This is a genomic window from Propionispora hippei DSM 15287, assembly GCF_900141835.1.
GTDB lineage: Bacteria > Bacillota > Negativicutes > Propionisporales > Propionisporaceae > Propionispora > Propionispora hippei.
Map to the genome: position 1 here is coordinate 28,140 of NZ_FQZD01000029.1, position 18,096 is coordinate 46,235.

14 protein-coding genes and 1 CRISPR repeat array are annotated in these 18,096 nt (G+C 44.1%); all 14 genes read left to right on the forward strand.

Going from position 1 to position 18,096, the window contains the following annotated elements:
* Positions 1-688: 688 nt before the first annotated feature.
* The 14 genes from cas6 (at position 689) to cas2 (ending at position 17,419) form a co-directional block, all read left to right on the forward strand.
* Positions 689-1,432, forward strand: a complete 744-nt coding sequence (gene cas6 / locus F3H20_RS14445; RefSeq protein WP_149735612.1) for a CRISPR-associated endoribonuclease Cas6 — start codon at positions 689-691, stop codon at positions 1,430-1,432.
* 211 nt (positions 1,433-1,643) lie between these two features.
* Positions 1,644-2,459 (forward strand): methyl-accepting chemotaxis protein, encoded by an 816-nt coding sequence (locus tag F3H20_RS14450; protein WP_188128353.1) that lies wholly within the window; start codon positions 1,644-1,646, stop codon positions 2,457-2,459.
* A gap of 368 nt (positions 2,460-2,827) precedes the next feature.
* Positions 2,828-3,589, forward strand: a complete 762-nt coding sequence (locus tag F3H20_RS14455) for a MurR/RpiR family transcriptional regulator (RefSeq protein WP_149735614.1) — start codon at positions 2,828-2,830, stop codon at positions 3,587-3,589.
* 129 nt (positions 3,590-3,718) lie between these two features.
* Positions 3,719-4,588, forward strand: a complete 870-nt coding sequence (locus F3H20_RS14460) for a tagatose bisphosphate family class II aldolase (protein WP_223191781.1) — start codon at positions 3,719-3,721, stop codon at positions 4,586-4,588.
* A 19-nt stretch (positions 4,589-4,607) separates the two neighbouring features.
* Complete coding sequence (gene pfkB / locus F3H20_RS14465; RefSeq protein ID WP_149735615.1) at positions 4,608-5,531, forward strand: 1-phosphofructokinase; 924 nt, start codon at positions 4,608-4,610, stop codon at positions 5,529-5,531.
* Positions 5,531-6,958 (forward strand): PTS fructose transporter subunit IIC, encoded by a 1,428-nt coding sequence (locus F3H20_RS14470; protein ID WP_149735629.1) that lies wholly within the window; start codon positions 5,531-5,533, stop codon positions 6,956-6,958. Before pfkB ends, F3H20_RS14470 begins: the two co-directional genes overlap by 1 nt.
* Positions 6,906-7,346, forward strand: a complete 441-nt coding sequence (locus F3H20_RS14475; protein WP_188128354.1) for a PTS sugar transporter subunit IIA — start codon at positions 6,906-6,908, stop codon at positions 7,344-7,346. The genes F3H20_RS14470 and F3H20_RS14475 overlap by 53 nt, the downstream gene beginning before the upstream one ends.
* 419 nt (positions 7,347-7,765) lie before the next feature.
* Positions 7,766-8,788: a CRISPR direct-repeat array (repeat unit 30 nt; unit sequence GTTGATAGACTACCTATAAGGATTTGAAAC).
* A 680-nt stretch (positions 8,789-9,468) separates the two neighbouring features.
* Positions 9,469-11,505 carry a hypothetical protein gene (locus tag F3H20_RS14480; protein WP_149735617.1) on the forward strand — a complete coding sequence of 679 codons (2,037 nt, stop codon included), beginning with the start codon at positions 9,469-9,471 and terminating at the stop codon, positions 11,503-11,505.
* Entirely contained in the window at positions 11,498-12,448 is a 951-nt protein-coding gene (locus F3H20_RS14485; protein ID WP_149735618.1) for a CRISPR-associated protein, read from the forward strand. The genes F3H20_RS14480 and F3H20_RS14485 overlap by 8 nt, the downstream gene beginning before the upstream one ends.
* A gap of 12 nt (positions 12,449-12,460) precedes the next feature.
* Positions 12,461-13,144 carry a CRISPR-associated protein Cas5 gene (cas5, locus tag F3H20_RS14490; protein WP_149735619.1) on the forward strand — a complete coding sequence of 228 codons (684 nt, stop codon included), beginning with the start codon at positions 12,461-12,463 and terminating at the stop codon, positions 13,142-13,144.
* Entirely contained in the window at positions 13,132-15,561 is a 2,430-nt protein-coding gene (gene cas3 / locus F3H20_RS14495; protein ID WP_149735620.1) for a CRISPR-associated helicase Cas3', read from the forward strand. The genes cas5 and cas3 overlap by 13 nt, the downstream gene beginning before the upstream one ends.
* Positions 15,562-15,588: 27 nt before the next feature.
* Positions 15,589-16,098: a CRISPR-associated protein Cas4 gene (gene cas4, locus F3H20_RS14500; RefSeq protein ID WP_149735621.1), complete on the forward strand. Its 510-nt coding sequence runs from the start codon at positions 15,589-15,591 to the stop codon at positions 16,096-16,098.
* 13 nt (positions 16,099-16,111) lie between these two features.
* Entirely contained in the window at positions 16,112-17,107 is a 996-nt protein-coding gene (gene cas1b, locus F3H20_RS14505; protein WP_149735622.1) for a type I-B CRISPR-associated endonuclease Cas1b, read from the forward strand.
* A 48-nt stretch (positions 17,108-17,155) separates the two neighbouring features.
* A complete protein-coding gene (cas2, locus tag F3H20_RS14510; RefSeq protein ID WP_149735623.1) occupies positions 17,156-17,419 on the forward strand; it encodes a CRISPR-associated endonuclease Cas2 in 264 nt (87 codons plus the stop codon).
* Positions 17,420-18,096 lie beyond the last annotated feature (677 nt).

The following is an 18,096-nucleotide window of genomic DNA, read 5'->3' on the forward strand; positions in this document are numbered from 1 at the left end:
CAAGTTAATAGACTACCTATAAGGATTTGAAACGCTGAAAACACCGTCCAGTGGGAAAATATTAAAACGCGTTAATAGACTACCTACGAGGAATCGATTCTGGTAACAGCATTAATCGTTAATAAGCACTATGAGGGATAGAAGCTTAGCAAAATATCATGATAGAAAGTGTTTTTACATTTATTTACAATAAATTTCTTTAAAGTTACTGCTACTGGAGAGCAGGTAGGTTATAATGTACTTAGAAAATATATCCTGGAGGTATGTGCAATGACCTTAGCTAAAAAGTTATTGAAAGAATTTCAGGAACTGCCTGAGGAAAAAAACAGCAAGTTATTAATTTCGTTGAATTCCTCAGAAGTAAGCAGCAAAAGGAAATAGAAGTCATGATAGACGAGATTATTGATACCAATAAAGAAGCTTTATTGGTAGTTGGCTAAGTAATGCGTAATTTATCACTTGCAGATATTATCTTGTTGCATGAAAAGGTTATTGCTAAAACTGGTGGAGCCAAGGTATACGAGATATTAATCTGATTGAAAGTGGCAGCGGTCGGGCATTTGCTACTTTTGACGGTAAAGACTTATATACAACTATTGAGGCAAAAGATTGCCGTTATTACTCATAGTTTGATAAGTAATCATGGCTTTATTGACGTGTGATTTACTTAAGCGCAGGAGGACAAACTATGCATTTGGACATTCATTTTCGTATGATTGCCGGGCGAAGTCTGGTTTTGCCGGTTAACTATAACTACATTGTGCAAAGTGCCTTGTACCATTCCCTTGATACAGACTTAGCCGAATTTTTACATGAAAAGGGATATCAGAACGGATCGCGTACTTTTAAGCTGTTTACTTTTTCCCTGCTGCAAGGTCCTTATCGGATTGACAAGGCAAAAAAGACGATTGAATTTGGAGAAGAACTTAAACTGACGATTTCTTCACCGCTGGAGGATTTTTGCCAGTCCCTGGTTACTATACTGATGACCAGGGGAAGCATGCGATTGGGAGCACAGAACGTAATGATCGAAAAGGTGCAAGCCCGGCAGATGGTGGTTGATGGAGAAAAGGCGGTTATCCGAACGTTAGCTCCGGCAGTACTTTACAGTACCATGCTGCGGCCTGATGAACGAAAATATACAGTCTATTTTCAGCCCGGCGAGTCGGACTATGGGCGATTATTTAACGAGAACCTTCATAAAAAATACAGTGCCCTCCGGGGTGAGGATTCACCAGCAGGCACTGTGGCAGTTAAACCATTAGGTTTGCAAAAAATGAGATTGGTTGTCTATAAGGAAACGATTATCAAGGCTTATTCCGGTACCTTGCTTTTAACGGGGCCACAGCCACTGCTACAACTGGCTGTGGATGCTGGAATCGGCAGTAAAAACAGCCAGGGTTTTGGCTGTGCCGAACTGGCAGGAAAATGAATCTATAGGCTTATTATAATTGTTTTTATGGAGAGAAAACTTAGTAGAAGGAAGCAAAAGGGGAGGCATATTCATATGCTTCCCCTCCTTTTATCTAAGCAGAATACCATGTACTGGAGCGAGTGATTTTGTCGGGCAAGATTATTTTTTACAGGCAGGTTATTGTCTAAAAATGTCGAAATATGGCTATAACACTTATAGGAGGAATCTTATGACATTACTTGATAGTACGATACATTCAGCAGAAGTTACCAAAAAGTTAATGCCTCTGGATTGCTGCATTATGATTACCGATCCTAGTGGTCTTATTGTAAAATTTGTCCCTGCTCAGACTTTTGACATGGGCGTTCGTGAGGGTGACTACGCTGTCAGGGGCGGAACTGTCGATGAGTGCATAAGAACCAGGAGCAGTATTCATAAATCATTGCCGCAGGAACTATATGGTGTTCCCATTAAAGCAACCTGTGAACCATTATTTGAAGATGGAAAGTTTATTGGCGCCTATGCTATTGGATTAAGTTTGGAAACACAGGCCGCGCTCCAACAAACAGCCCAAACTATAGCCGCCACCAGTGAAGAAATTACGGCTACTACCGAAGAGTTGGCAGCTACGGCCACCGAATTGGCCAGGGACTTGGAGAAACTGAAGCAAAGCAGTAAGTTGGTTGCTGAGCACGTTGGTAAAACAGAGGAAATATTGAGTTTTGTAAGTGAAGTCGCCGTTAGCTCTAATCTGCTGGGGTTAAATGCTGCGATTGAAGCCGCACGGGCCGGTGATGCGGGACGGGGTTTTGCCGTTGTAGCATCTGAAATACGGAAGATGGCGGATAATAGTGCCCGCTCGGTAACGGAAATAAAGAAGATAATTAATGCGATTAAAAGCGAAACAGAAGTTATTACCATGGGTATTATTGAATCTACGGCCATAGGTGAACGTCAGGCCACCGCCAGTAATGAAATTGCTTCGGCAATGCAGCAATTGGCTTCCTCTGCAACCAATGTCGAGAATATAGCGCAGATTATTTAATGAGCTGGTTGCACTTTTCAAGCTGAAGGATCACTAGTACTAAACAAGGCTCCCCGTATCGGCAGTGGCTGTACGGGGAGCCTTGTTGTGCAAAACCTAGATAATCTCAAAATCGGGGAATGGAACGGATCGATCAAATTTCGATGTTATGCACAGTGAGTTAGGGAATAGTGGAATTTCCCGGGGTAAAATAGGACACCCGGAGTTATTGACAAATAAAAGTAAAATATTGTATAATTTTGGCGGATTTACCAGTGTGGCAAAAAGGATAGCTTTGTTTTTATGTTATAATAGAAAATTCAGGAAGGTATGATTTATGACTGTCTAGCTAGGAAGAAAATAAACAGATCAATGAAAGGGCTGGAGCAATGATTATCAAAATAGAAGGAGATGTTTTGGACAATCTATCGAAGACAGAGCGGCAGATTGTGCAGTTTATTAATGAGCATGAGTATGATTTGACAAAGATGTCTATTGTCGATATTGCCTTTGAAACTTTTTCTTCACCTTCTACCGTATCCAGAACAATCCGAAAATGTGGAATTAACGGGTTTAACGAACTGCGGTATAAGCTAACATTGCCCAATAAAAACAGAGAGTTAACCAGTATTAATGAAATTATGAACAAATCCTTGGTGGAAGCGACAGAGGTACTGCAAAGAATTTCATTAACCAATGTATTGGCGGTAGTTAATGAGATTCGTGCGAACAAGGATCAAAAGATATATATTTTTTCTCGGGGACTTACCGAACAGGTGGTAAAAGAGTTTAGTCTGAAATTAGAGCTTTTAAATTATGACATTACGCAAACCGGAGATCCCAATATTATTATAAATTTGAGTAAACGATTAAAAAAGAATCAATTGGTGATCCTTGTTTCGTTGAACGGGCAAACGCCAGAACTGATCGAAGCGGCTCAAAACGCCTATTTGGCAGGCGCCAAGACGATAGTCATCTGCTGTTCGGATAAAAGCCCGCTGTTGCAATATGCCTACCGATATTTGGTAGGATATCGCTATGAAAAAATTTCGATTAAAGAATTTGAAGTAACATCGAGAGTGCCTTTATTTATTATATCGAGAATTCTTGTGGATTATTTGGTGGAACAGGAAAATATACGAGACAACTGATAAGTAGCTATCGGGACTGATAACAATTGAATATTCCTGTGAATGTAAAAAACGTGAAGTTTCGTTTGCGAAAAACGAAAAGATTTTCACGTTTTTTTATTCTATGATGAAGGAGAATTTTAAACTGAAATGGGGAATTGGATGAATACGATTCTGTCAACCAGGCAAATGCTCCGGGATGCACAAAAATATAAATATGCAGTTCCGGCGTTTAACATTCACAATATGGAGACGATGCAGGTAGTTGCCGAGGTGGCAAAAACGATGCGCTCACCTCTGATTATTGCGGTTACACCATCTACACTTGATTATGCCCGCAAGGAATATATTGTGGCAATGGCAGCGGCTGCCGCTGCCGATATGGATACACCGGTAGCCATTCATCTGGATCATTTTGAGGATAGCGGCAAAATAAAGCAGGCAATTCAAGCTGGATTCCGCTCTTGTATGATTGATGCCTCAAAAGAGCCTTTTGGGAAAAACATCGAGATGGTAAAAGAAGTGGTTGCCTACGCCCATCGCTATGATGTGACGGTGGAAGCCGAGTTGGGGAAACTGGTAGGCGTAGAAGATGATCTGGTTGTAGCTGAAAAGGAGGCAGCTTATACCAATCCGGTAGATGCCATGCGTTTTGTAGAGGTTACCAATATCGACTCTTTGGCGGTAGCGATTGGGACCGCTCATGGGCTGTATAAGGGGAAACCAAAGCTTGACTTTGACAGACTCCGGGAAATACGTGAAAAAGTGGAGATTCCTCTGGTGTTGCATGGGGCCTCCGATGTGCCCGATGAATTAGTTGAAAAAACCATTTCGCTAGGGATTTGCAAAGTGAATATTGCCACCGATTTGAAGATTCCATTTTCCAATGCCGTGAAGCAATTTTTTGCAGCAAATCCAACAGCAAGTGATCCCCGTAAATACATGACACCGGGGAAAGAGGCCATGCGGAAAATTGTTGAACATAAAATCCTTGTTTGCAAGAGTCAGAACAGGTATTGAAAGAGCAGGAGGAACAAGGATGATCTATACATTGACTACCAATCCGGCCATTGATATGAATCTTACCGGGCGGGAGATCAAAAAAAATCAGGTAAACCGTACGTTTAATACGGTATATTCCCCCAATGGGAAAGGCATCAATGTGGCATTGGTCCTACAACATTTTAGTGTGGAAGCAACTGCTTTGGGTTTTTTCGGCGGATTTACCGGCCTATATATTATTGACCAGTTAACGGAGTTTAAGTTGCCGGTTAAACCAATCTGGGTAGAAGATATGACACGGATCAATGTATTCGTTAACGATGGTTTGGAGGAATATAAATTCGTCAATAGCGGAGCCTTTGTTCCGAAAAAGAAACAACGAGAGCTACTAGTTCAGTTGCAAAATCTTGCGGATTGTACACACCTTGTTATTAGCGGCAGCCTGCCGCAGGGAATTTCCGAAGAATATTATGGAGATATTTTGCGGATATGTCGCCAAAAGGACATACAAGTGATTTTGGATATTAGTTCTCCTAATTTAAAGGATTTGTTACAGGCGCGCCCTCTATTGATTAAACCTAATGATGAGGAAGTGCAAAAGATATTTGGCCTTCCTGTCCGTTCGGACGAAGAGGCCTTCACGGTGATGCGGTTTTTAAAAAAACAAGGAGCACAAAATGTGTTGTTGACTTTGGGTGCCGGCGGAGCTTATTTCAGTGATGGTGGAATGTTGTATTGTTGTAGTGCGCAAAAAGTGAAGTTACTGAGTTCTGCCTGTGCCGGAGATGCGGCGCTGGGAGCATTTTTAAGTAAGTGGCTGGCCGGCGGGGACATAGAAGCTGCCTTAAAAAGATCGGCGGCCACAGGGGCCAATGTGGCGGAAAGCGAAGGACTGGGGGATTTTTCTTCCGTTGATACCTATATAAAAAATATTGTAGTGCGAAAGGTGGGCCAAGTGTGATGAAAAAAGTTTTGGCAGTGACCGGGTGTCCTACAGGCATTGCACATACCTTTATGGCGGCGGAGGCGCTGAAAAATGCGGCACGGGAAATGGACGTACAGATCAAGGTGGAAACCAATGGTGCCATTGGAGCGGAAGATGTGTTAACACCGGAAGAAATCAAAGAAGCCGATTGTATTATCGTTGCCTGTGATAAGAAAGTGGATATGGAACGCTTTAACGGCAAACCGGTGCTGGAAGTATCGGTAACCCAGGGTATCCGTAAGCCTAAGGAACTGATAGAAAAAGCGTTGTCGGGGCAGGTGCCGGTCCGGGGTGGTCAACTGAACAGTGGCGTGACAGCGTTTGAGGAAACCGGCGGTGTTGGGCATGAAATCTATAAGCATCTGATGAACGGTGTGTCTCATATGATTCCCTTTGTGGTTGCCGGAGGAGTACTGATTGCCGTTTCTTTTTTGTGGGGAATTTATTCATTTGATCCCAATTCGGAGCAGTATAATCCAACGGCCGCACTATTGAAGCAGGTAGGCGGATTTTCGATGGGACTGATGGTACCCATTCTGACCGCCTATATTGCCCAATCCATCGCAGATCGTCCCGGGCTGGTTGCCGGTTTTGTAGCCGGGACGATTGCCGCTGCCACAGGTTCCGGTTTTCTTGGCGGAATTATCGGCGGTTTCCTGGCAGGCTATGTGGCCCTTTTTTTAATTCGTTCGATGACAGGCTTGCCTAAGCAATTAGAAGGGTTCAAATCTATTTTTCTTGTGCCTTTGATCAGTGTTGCTCTGGTTGGGACAGCCATGAATTTGCTGGCAGGCCCGGTGGCAGCAATCAATGCCTATATGATGAGTTTCCTGGCGAATCTGCAGAACTCCAATCCCATCCTGTTAGGCATTGTCATTGGTTGTATGAGTGCCTTTGACATGGGCGGTCCGGTGAATAAAGCGGCTTATGTTACCGGCACACTGCTGCTGGGGCAGGGCAATTATTATTTTATGGCCGGTGTATCGGCAGCCTGTATTACCCCGCCGATTCTAATTGCACTGGCTACCACGCTGTTTAAAAGTAAATTTACGGAAGACGAACGGGCTGCGGGAGTGGTTAACTATATACTTGGGGCCACTCACATTACGGAAGGGGCGATTCCGTTTGCCGCAAAATCCCCGCTGACAGTTTTGCCGATCTTAATGCTGGGGTCTTCTTTGTCCGCGATATTAACCTACATGATGAAGATCCAGGTTCCGGCGCCTCATGGCGGATTTTTGATTCTGGCACTTGTCGATAAGCCGCTGGCCTGGGTACTTTGTATCCTGACAGGATCTTTAATCGGTGCTTTGCTTTATGGATTTACAAGGAAGAGGGTTGAAGAAAACCATGGAGATATTCAAGGAAGATACAATATGTCTGGACTTGGAAGTACGAAATAAAGCAGATGTGATAGCAAAAATGGTAAATATGCTGGATCAGTCAGGCATTTTAACCGATAAGACAGTTTATGAACAGGCTGTCTGGGATAGGGAAGCGATCGCATCGACAGGAATCGGGTTTGGAATTGCGATACCCCATGCCAAGTCGAAGGCGGTTAAGGAATCAAGAGTAGCTGTTGCTATTGTCAAAGAAGGCGCAGATTTCCAAAGTGAGGACGGCAGTCCGGCCTATTTGATTTTCATGATTGCAGCTTGCGCTGGCGAGGCTGATTTGCATTTAAGAGTGCTGGCCCGGTTATCACGTAAATTGATTGATCCGGTATTTCGCAATACATTGTTGCATGCCGTGGATAAGAAAGAAATCATGACCTGTTTAAACCAAGTGTGAAGAAAATTTTAAAAGTCATCCTTTTTATTCAGTTGGGAGCAGGCTGTGAACCTGCTTCTTTACCGTTTGTGTGCAGTTAAATGTTTTCCTCTCCAGGGAGGTTGGAACGAAATTGCCAAACCGCTGATATACTCCATTTATAGGCCGGATGGTCAAATTCCATTGGTTGCACTTTCCCTGATATACTGATATATTTAAGAAGAAATAGAAAAATTGGGCGAGATCCCACCTTTGCTTATTTGTCGTCGATCCCCAATAGCGTAAAAATACCGGGAGATCGACGACAAATAGATTGTTAGGTTTGAAGCGGATATGATAAGTCTTTGCCGTATGTTTGATGAATCAGAATGGTTAGTTCGTTATAGGGCTTCTTTCTGGTTGAAATTGAATAATGCCTTGAATTTATTGGTCTTTGATGGGTTGATAGACTACCTATAAGGATTTGAAATTTGAGTATGGCGGTAATTCTACCAGCACGGGCTTTGGGTTGATAGACTACCTATAAGGATTTGAAATCGGGATGTTAAAGAAGTGCAGGATGATGCCTTGCTAAGTTGATAGACTACCTATAAGGATTTGAAATACCCTAGCCTAAAGTTCAAGGGCTGCCTGGTCACAGTTGATAGACTACCTATAAGGATTTGAAATTTGCAACTTGCTTAGAGACAGTTCGCTCCCCTTTCGTTGATAGACTACCTATAAGGATTTGAAATACCGGCTGAACGCCTACGAATCCGAAACGGTAAACGGTTGATAGACTACCTATAAGGATTTGAAATTCCTACCTGCCCCTACACTCTATACGGTGCCGGTTGGTTGATAGACTACCTATAAGGATTTGAAATTTCGACTTCCGAGTCATTTTGGAAAACTATACCAACGTTGATAGACTACCTATAAGGATTTGAAATTCAATTCCTCCCTAAATTAAAGTTTCACGCCGGCCGCGTTGATAGACTACCTATAAGGATTTGAAATAGTTACCCCCTCCTGTAATGGCCCCGCCAATCGCGTTGATAGACTACCTATAAGGATTTGAAACAATCTATAGGGGTGTTATTGTGAAAAAAGCAAGAATGTTGATAGACTACCTATAAGGATTTGAAACCTTAGTGCAATTCCTTTAGTTCCCGGCGATTATCCGGTTGATAGACTACCTATAAGGATTTGAAACAAGCCTGCAGCAATCTACACGACCAGCTCTTTACCGAGTTGATAGACTACCTATAAGGATTTGAAACACTTCTAAGCTGTTCTTCCTAAAGTGACGCTGGTCATGTTGATAGACTACCTATAAGGATTTGAAACTTTCCACGGTATACGCTTTTCGCATGAGCAGAAAAACGGTTGATAGACTACCTATAAGGATTTGAAACTTTCGGGCATGACCAGTCCGACTTGCCATACATGGCGTTGATAGACTACCTATAAGGATTTGAAACGTTAAACAAGGTGTATCATTAACGAATGCACTAAAATTGTTTAAGACTACCTATAGGAATATGGAGGCTATCTGATGGCTTCATGGATGATTTGGTAGATCAATCATAAAGCCCCACTCGAACCGGTGAGGTTAAATTATTTCGTTTTCAAGTACATAAATAACCTACTTATTCAGTTGAGAGCAGGCCGAGAACCTGCCTTTTTTACATTATAAAAAGAGTTTAAAAGGAAGTCATGATCTACATTAGAGATTGGTTTATATAAAAACTTATTTTTAAAGAATTTCAGCATAAATTGTAAATTTATAGAAAAGTGCAAGAGGAAATGGGAATATATGGTCGAAATACGAGAGGAGAGATGTATTATATCTCTCCTCTCGTACTTTTACGCCCTTTTAGGTAGGATAGATCTGCTGTAAGATGAAATATATCACATATATTTCAAATCCTTGTAGGTATGAAATGTAAAGAAAAACTAAGTTCTGGGAATAAGTAAATAGATTCTGCAGAAAGGTTAAAATATATTTCATATTAAACCTCGCTTTTAGTGATTAGTTTCATTGCTCCTCATGCAGAAGTATTTGCTATAGTTTTTCTGGTTATACTAGGTATTATTTACCAAAAGTAATGATTTTATTATTTAAATTAAAAAATAATTTTCCAGGAGGTGAACCAATGGAATGCTTGCTGAATCAATCATTCGCATAGGGAGGCCACTCAAAAACGGAAAGATGTCCTGCCGTGAGAAACTGGCTTTGTTGACGGATTGTGGCAGCACGAACTGTAAGAACTTTTTTCGCAAAGTCTTTTTGGTAGAAGTAGGCGAGACAGAGCTTTACTTTCAAGAAATGGAATTAGGGGATATCATCTCAAATGACGGCAAAGATGATTTTAAGGTTAGCGTCGAGAAAAGTGTGGCGTTCCCCATATTCTATCCCAATGGCGGTAATCCGTTGCATGCGCAGGGAATTTATGCATTGCCTTGTTATCTTTTGTATGATCAGCATATCAAAGCCTTAAGCGACCCGGCGGAATTTAACAAGGAATTTCTACTGCCACGTTTGAAAAAGACACTACACTACCGGGATTGGCCGGCGGCTAAACAGGAAGCCTTAGCGGAGCGAATTGCTGCTTTACTGGCGGTCAAGATGGGGGAGGGGATTCGCGAGGAAAAGCAGCTAGGCATTTTCATGCTGTATGATGCTGCGCTGCCGGTATTTCAAGAGCGGGAAGAACTGTGCAAAAATGACGACTTGCTGCTTATCGGTGAAAGCGGATTGCAACCGGGGCACTATTTGTACCTTGATGGTGGTGAGACACTGCGGCATATTGGCCGGGCTAAATTTTATGAAGCGGCGGAGTTGGGACGGGAGAAACAGGCTGTTTCCACCTTCACCAATCGAACTGAGCCGGAAGTAGTGTCTATCTATAATAAGTCCTGGTTGTGGCTGTCGCCCACCTGGGAGTGCCCCCGCTCCATCTATTGGGCTGACGATGAATGGACGAAAGGGATTAAGCTGGAAGAGGAAAGTTACGCTGCCTATTTGTATGGGGTTAACTTTTTAAAGGAAATTCAGGTGCCTGTTTCCAGCAGTATACTCAAAGAAATGTTTGCGCCGGTTACTAGTGTGGAAGCCAAAAAGAATATGAAGGCGACTAGTTTTGAGGCGATTTACGGGATTCCACTAGTTTTACCTCTGCTGGACGGTGACTCGCAGCAGTCATTCAGCAAATATCGTCGCATGCTAAAAAAGGAAGATAAGAAGCAAAGCGACAGTGATCTTCATTTAGAAGTATTGGCCGGATTAACGAATAAGATTTTACCTGATTTTAATGATGAACACCGTCTGACGATACTATACTATTCCGGGGATTTATCACGGGGAAGCATGCACATCCGGGCGATGATTGAGGATGTAATACCCAGCGTTGCCAGTCAGATTGAGAAAATTTTAAAAAAACTTGTCAGAAATGAAACCGGATATATACAAGAAGTCTTTGGGGTTACAAAAGGCGAGGTCTATAAAACGAAGAGTCTGCCGTCCCTGATAGCCAATGCGTTCGGCCCTGGCTATGTATGGGAAACGCTGCAGGCCGTATTTCATAAAGAGTCGTTGCGGCTTGACCGCCTGCGTCTGACAACTGCCCGCAGGTTGAACGAATTGGCGAACAGGGAAGAGTACTGGCAGATGATGCAGGAACTGGTTTTCTTTTATAGCTTCTTATACTTTTGGCAGCAATATGAAAGGGAAATATTGGGGAGACGGGGAGGCGTGCACACATTGGCTGACTGGAATGAGTTTCGGGCGTTATATGGACAAGGAAAGCTGGAAGCAAGTCATTTGACGTCGGTCGAACATTTGGGATTTGCGGCAGGACTGTTGCTTAAGCAGTTCTCCAACTCCTATTACCAAAAGACCGGCAAGGAATTTGTAAAAAACCGGGTAATGAAATTCGGCAGCAAACTGACGCCGGACATGATTTGGAAGGATGGTTTGCTGCGTTGCGAGGAACTGGCGCAGCAATGGAGTATGAAGCTGGCAGCTAATTTTCGTCCGGTACTAGCGGCGGCTTTATTAGGTTTTCTGGAGCACCAGAAGCGGCTTGTTGAAGAAAAGGATAGCTTTATGACCGCATTTTGGTCTGGGTATCTCATTTATAAAGCAGATAAGAAGAATGACAATGCTCAGGAGAATGGAGGCAGCGATAATGAATAGCAGTGAAATCGTCTTTATTAAATCGGTAAAGGATGGTATCCCCAACCGGGACCCGTTAAATGACAGTGATGCCCGGCGGTTGTTTCCGGAGGAGGATGGACGCATTTCGCTGAGTGATGTCAGCATCAAGCGTGATGTGCGGGATTTTGTCATAGCCTGTCAGCCTAATGGTGGTGTAGAACAGAAAAATCATATTTTTGTTCAGGAAAAAATTAATGACAAGGGAAAACTGTTGGGGCGGGGCAGTCTGGCTGAAGAGATTGCAAAGAGCGTTGCAAAAGAGAAACAGGCCAAAGACGATATGAAGAGTGTGCTTAAGGAACATTGCTTTGATGTGCGCACCTTTGGTATTGTTTATTCAGTTAAACCGAAGTTTCATTTGACAGGGCCGGCCCAATTCGGCTGGGCTCATTCTTTGCATCCCGTTGATACCCAGTATGTGCAGGGAACCGTGGTTATGCCCAGTGCAGATTCCACTGATGACGGAGAGGGCAAAACTCAAGGAACAATTTGGACAAGCTATACGTTGCCTTTTGCTGTATTTGCTATGCCGGCAGTGATTAATGCCACGGCGGCAGAACATTCGGGAATGACGGAAAACGATCAGGAACTCCTGTTAAGGGCTTTGTGGCAAGGGACACAGCATCGCCAGGCCAGAGGTAGGGGACAACAGCAACCGTTGGTATTAGTGCATATCGAGTACAGCGATCCGTTTTACCGGATTGGTTATCCGGAGGAATTAATCACCCTGTCGCCTGATGCGGCGGCCTGGAAGGAAAGCGGTAAGCAGCCTTCTTCCTTGCAGGATGTTTCATTTGATTTGACGAAGCTGCTGACAGTGGTGACCGAAAAACAGGAGAAGATTGCCCGTTGCCGGATTTGGCTGCATCCGGGGGTTCAAATCCAAGGGAATGTTCAATCGTTTATTCAGCCGTTATGGTAGAAGGAGAAGGCCATGAGAGGAATTGCATTTGATGTCAGGGGGAGCGTCGCTCATTTTCGCCGTCCGGACACAACGGCAACACAGCTAACCTATCCCTTTATTACACCGACAGCGGCAAAAGGGCTGGTTGGGGCTATTCTGGGGATTGAGGATTTTGTGACTGCCGACCAGGTGGGGATTGAGTTGCTGCATCCGGTGCAGACCGTGGCGCAGCAGATGTCTATGTTGGGCAAAGACCCCGGTTTGACTTTCAATCGCCCGACCACAGTGGAGTTGCTGGTCAATCCGGCCTATCGCATTTACTATACGGGCGAGGAGAATACAGAAGTGCTGATTAAGGCACTAACGGAGGAGCAGACAGTGTATGCCACCTATCTGGGAGTGGCTTATGCTTTGACCAGACCGGTGCTTCATAAGGTATATTCCAAAGTAGAGTTTGTTATGTCTACCGGTCGTGGGATAGAAAGCAAAACAGTGGTGCCTACCGCTATGATCGAACGGCTTATTGTGCAACCAGACCGCTACTATTGCCGGGCCGGTGGTTATTTACGGCAATACCGGGGGAATCGCCGGTTTGAACAGTCGGTGGATTTTCTTTATGAAAAAGACGGCAAGCCGATCAGTTTTGTTTCTGGTGAGATAGAGATAGACGTTCAATTGGCCACCTTTGGGGAGGATTGGATATGTCTGGTATAGTGCCTTTTGCCCAGTGTATTGCCCGTCCGAGCAAAGGGGAGGAGAGATACTGGCTCAGCGAACACTTGCTGGCAGTTAAGACGGCCATGGAAACCCGCCTGCAAGGGACGCTGGACGATGCGGTTCTTACCAGACTGGGCGGTTTGGCTGGCGTTTGTCATGACCTGGTGAAATGCCACTGGTTGTGGCAAAGCTATATTAATGGAAAGCGAACTCAGGGACCTAACCATGCTCCGGAGGGAGCTTTCCTTTTTTCCTATCTCGGCTATCATTGGCTGCAAGCGCAGAACAAGTGGGACAAGTATGCCAGGGAGTGGTTGTGGCTGGTACGGGATATTGCTGATCATCATGGAGTCTTGAAAAAGGTAAAAACAGAGGATAACTGGATGAAGAACGGGCCGTGGCAGGAACTCGATTTGCCGGGTATAGCGGAATTTTTGCAGAGAATATATCGGGAAGACTTGCTGCCAGATCTTTCGATTCAGGCACTACGGCAATGGATGATGGATTTGGACGACATGGTTGAATTTGCGCTGGATGCATTGGATGCCGGTACATTTCCTGACAGATTGAGCTTAATGGAAGAATTAATCCGCTGGAGGGAGTTAACAACAGCCTTGATCAGTGGCGATCGCTTTCATGTGTCAGCCGTAAATAGCATGGCGATTAATCAGGCGAGGCATAGCCAGCATGATGGTGCTTTAGATGAATATTGCAAAGGGAGAGCTGACGCGGATACGAAGTTAACCGTTGTTCGTCAGGCGGCGCAGGCGGAGATTTTGCGGCAACTGACGGCTGACCCCTCGCGTTTGATTTACACGTTGGAAATGCCGACCGGTTATGGCAAGACGATTACGGCACTGCGATTGGCCACATGGCTGGGAAAACAATTAAACTATGAGAAAATTATTTATGTAGCGCCCTATTTATCCATTCTAGAGCAAAATAGCAGTGTGTTTGAAGAAGCTTTACAGGAAGCTGTGCTGGAACATCATTCGCTGGCCGTTTTGCCCGACGAGCAGGGAAAAAAGGTTGCTAATGGACATGAAATCGTGGACGAAGAAGGTGAGTTACCTGATGGGCAACTGGTAATGGAGTCCTGGGCTGCACCTATTGTTTGCACCAGCTTTCAACAGTTTTGCAAAGCATTGTTTCCCGGCCGGGCGCAGGATGCCCTGCGACGGGCATTTTTGGCTCAGAGTGTGGTGATTATTGATGAACCGCAGATTTTTGCGGCGCCGAGCTGGAATGTCTTTCTGCATGGGCTGGAGGCAGTGGCAAAACTGTATCACTTAAAGGTGATCTTTCTGTCGGCTACCATGCCGCCCTTCGATTACGGTCTTTCTAAAAAGAACCAGCCTGGCCGGCTGTCTGTGGCTCCGGCGGCGAAAGTTGAGCGTTATCAGGTGGAGCAAGCTGGCGCAATGGATGAACAAATGGTTGCTGAGTATCTTGTCAACTATCAGCCGGATCAGCCTGTGTCGCAGGCTGCCATCGTCAATACCATCACCGATGCTTATTTGGTGTATCAAAGCTTGGAGCGCCAGGTGGATTCATCTGCTCTGAAATTATTGCATGGAATGATGGTTCCATTACATAAACGGGTGGAGATTGAAAAAATCAAAGCTTTATCTTCACGAAAAGAAAGCGAAAGGAGGCGGCTGTACGTGGTGTCGACGCAAATTCTGGAGGCCGGTGTTGATCTCAGTTTCCAGCATATTATGCGGGCATTGCCTATTTTGCCGTCAATTATTCAGGCGGCAGGGCGTGTAAACCGTCACTTTGGCGGCGCAATGGGACTGTTGACTTTGATGTTGTTTTTGCGCGATGGAGAAAAGAATACCCGTAGCTTCATTTATGCTCCAGGCCTGCAACAAATAACCGATATCCTGTTGGCTCGCAAGAAAGTATGGGTGGAGTCGGAGCTGCTGGAGCTGATCAAGGAATATTATCGCGAGATGTTTACCCGTAATACCTATGAAGCAGGAAAAAGTGCTATTCACGATGCCTACGAGGGAGATTGGCCGGCATTGGGGCAGAATTTCAAGCCCTTTGGTGAAGATGTGTACCGCTTACCAATTTTTGTTCCTTGGCAGGTGCCAAAAGAAGATAAAAATTTGTTGCCTATTCGCTTTGTCGATTTGCAGAAACAATTTAAGCTGTATTCACCGGAAGAAATCTATGAACGTTACCAAGACAGGGACTATTATACCCAACTGACTTTTCGGGAGAAAAAGGAATTCATGATTCTGATGAATCATTATGTGATCAACGTGCCGCCTAAACTAGCCTTTTCGTTGGTAGAACGGGAGGTTTATTTAGAGAACAAAATACCCTGCTTGCTTAATCAGAGCGATTATCATCTGGTTTGCGGGTTGGCGGAGTACAAAGTGAAAGGTTTCGATCAATACCTGTAGTATCGAACGGACACGGAGGTGAAGGCTGTGGAGGTATTGGAGTTTGATGTAACCGGTACACATATCTGGTATTATTACTGCTGTCAAAGGGAAGTCTGGCTGATGTTGCATCAGGTGAATGCCGACCAAGATGACGCCAATATGGATTTGGGGCGGTTCTTGCATGAAATGACGTATGCCAGGGATCGCAGCAAAGAAATCACTTTGGGTAATATCCGGTTAGATATTGTACGGCAGGAAGACGATGGAATGGTTGTCGGGGAAGTTAAGAAAAGCTCGAAGTATTTGACCAGCGCTCGGATGCAACTGGCCTTTTATTTGCTTGAGTTAAAGGAGCGCGGCATAGCGGCGCGGGGTGAACTGCTGTTTCCTAAAGAAAGGAAACGGGAAGTGGTAGAATTAACGGCGGAATTGGAGCAGGAACTGGCAACAGCGACGGCAGCTATCCGCAGTCTGGCCGCTGAGCCCAGGCCGCCACAGGCGAAAAAAATAGCTCTTTGCAGAAACTGTGCCTACAAAGAGTTCTGTTGGGCGTAGCGGGGGTGGCATAATGAAGAAAACCTTATATATTTTTTCTAACGGGCAGTTGCGGCGTAAGGACAATACTATTTTCTTTATGAACGAAGCGGGAGAACAAAAATATATTCCGGTAGAAGATACTTCCGAATTGATGGTATTCGGTGAGGTGGAGATCAATAAACGGTTTTTGGAGTTTTGCTCCCAGAAGGAAATCATCATTCATTATTTCAATAATTACGGTTATTACAGCGGCACTTTTTATCCGCGGGAGCATTATAACTCCGGCTATATGATTCTGCGCCAGGCCGCAGCCTATCTGGATGAGACGGCGCGATTGGGATTGGCGCGGCAGTTTGTCGCCGGTGCGGCCCTCAATATTCGTCAAGTCTTAAAGTATTATCAGAACAGAGATAAAGATGTTGCTGAAAACTTAGCGGGGATTGAAGATTTACGGGAAAAAATTCCTGCTATGCAGGAAATCCCAGCATTAATGGCGGTTGAGGGCAATATTAGAGAACAGTATTACAAAGCGTTCGATGCCATTCATGGGCAAAAGGATTTTGTGTTTGAAGGGCGTTCAAAACGGCCACCCAAGAATGAAATGAATACGCTGATCAGTTTTGGCAATGCGATTGTTTATTCGACGGTACTGAGTGAAATCTATAAAACCCATCTGGACCCGAGAATCGGGTATCTTCATTCGACCAATTTTCGGCGGTTCAGCTTGAACCTGGATATTGCTGAAATTTTTAAGCCTATTCTGGTAGATCGAGTTATTTTTACGTTGATTGGCAAGAAGATGATTAGTAAGAAGGATTTTAAAAAGGAGTCGGGTGGACTGCTGCTAAAAGAAAATGGGCGACGGGTGTTTGTCGAGGAAATGGAAAACAGGCTAAAAACCACCATCACCCACCGTGATATTGGCAGCCCGGTGTCTTATCGTCGCTTGATTCGTTTGGAGTTGTACAAGCTGGAAAAACACCTGATCGGAGAAGCGCCCTATGAGCCATTTGTCTCGCAGTGGTAGAGTGGGCAGAGAAATCATAAACTTGGCTGGGGGAGACGAGGGGATACTATGTTTGTAATCCTTGTGTATGATATGGGCGAAAAACGGGTGGCCAAGGCGCTGAAACGCTGCCGTAAATACTTGAACTGGGTGCAAAATTCTGTGTTTGAGGGAGAAATATCAGAGACTAATCTGGCTAAGTTGAAGATGGAACTGGATAAAATCCTCGTTGACGATGAGGATTCGGTGATTATCTATACGTTGCGTACTACCCATTACTCTAAACGGGAAATTATGGGACTGCGCAAAGGCGGGCAGGATTTGATTATTTGAATAGTAGTTGTTGTTGGGAGATGTCAATAGGGTATATGATGTGTTAGCTTTGGTGGAACCGCAGAACGGCAAATGCTTTAAGTAAGAAATGGGACTCTGCCAGAAATAAAAGTATAACTGTGATTGATTTTTATTCGGTGACCTGCCATTTTTATGGCAGGATTTTTTTCGTTAATTATGGAATACAGAAAAAATTATAAAATATATTTCATGCAATGAACACAATGATTTTGTCGTCGACCGGTAATAGCGTAAAAATACCGGGAGATCGACGACAAAATAAATGGCGGTCGAACTGGATTTAAGGAAGAATTGAAAAACTTGCTTATTTGGGCTGATTTTTTTACAACTAGAGTTTTCGCAGGCTAAATGGGTTGATAGACTACCTATAAGGATTTGAAATTGCTTGCTCGACGCAACGATACGCCAACCTTCGAAACGTTGATAGACTACCTATAAGGATTTGAAATTCGCCATAAGCAACGTATACCTCACCCCCAACCACACACGTTGATAGACTACCTATAAGGATTTGAAATATCCTTTATCCAAGGTTAAAAACGTGCCTAAGAAGGGTTGATAGACTACCTATAAGGATTTGAAATAATTCTATCTGTAACGATAAAAGGATGCTTGGAGATAGGTTGATAGACTACCTATAAGGATTTGAAATCCGG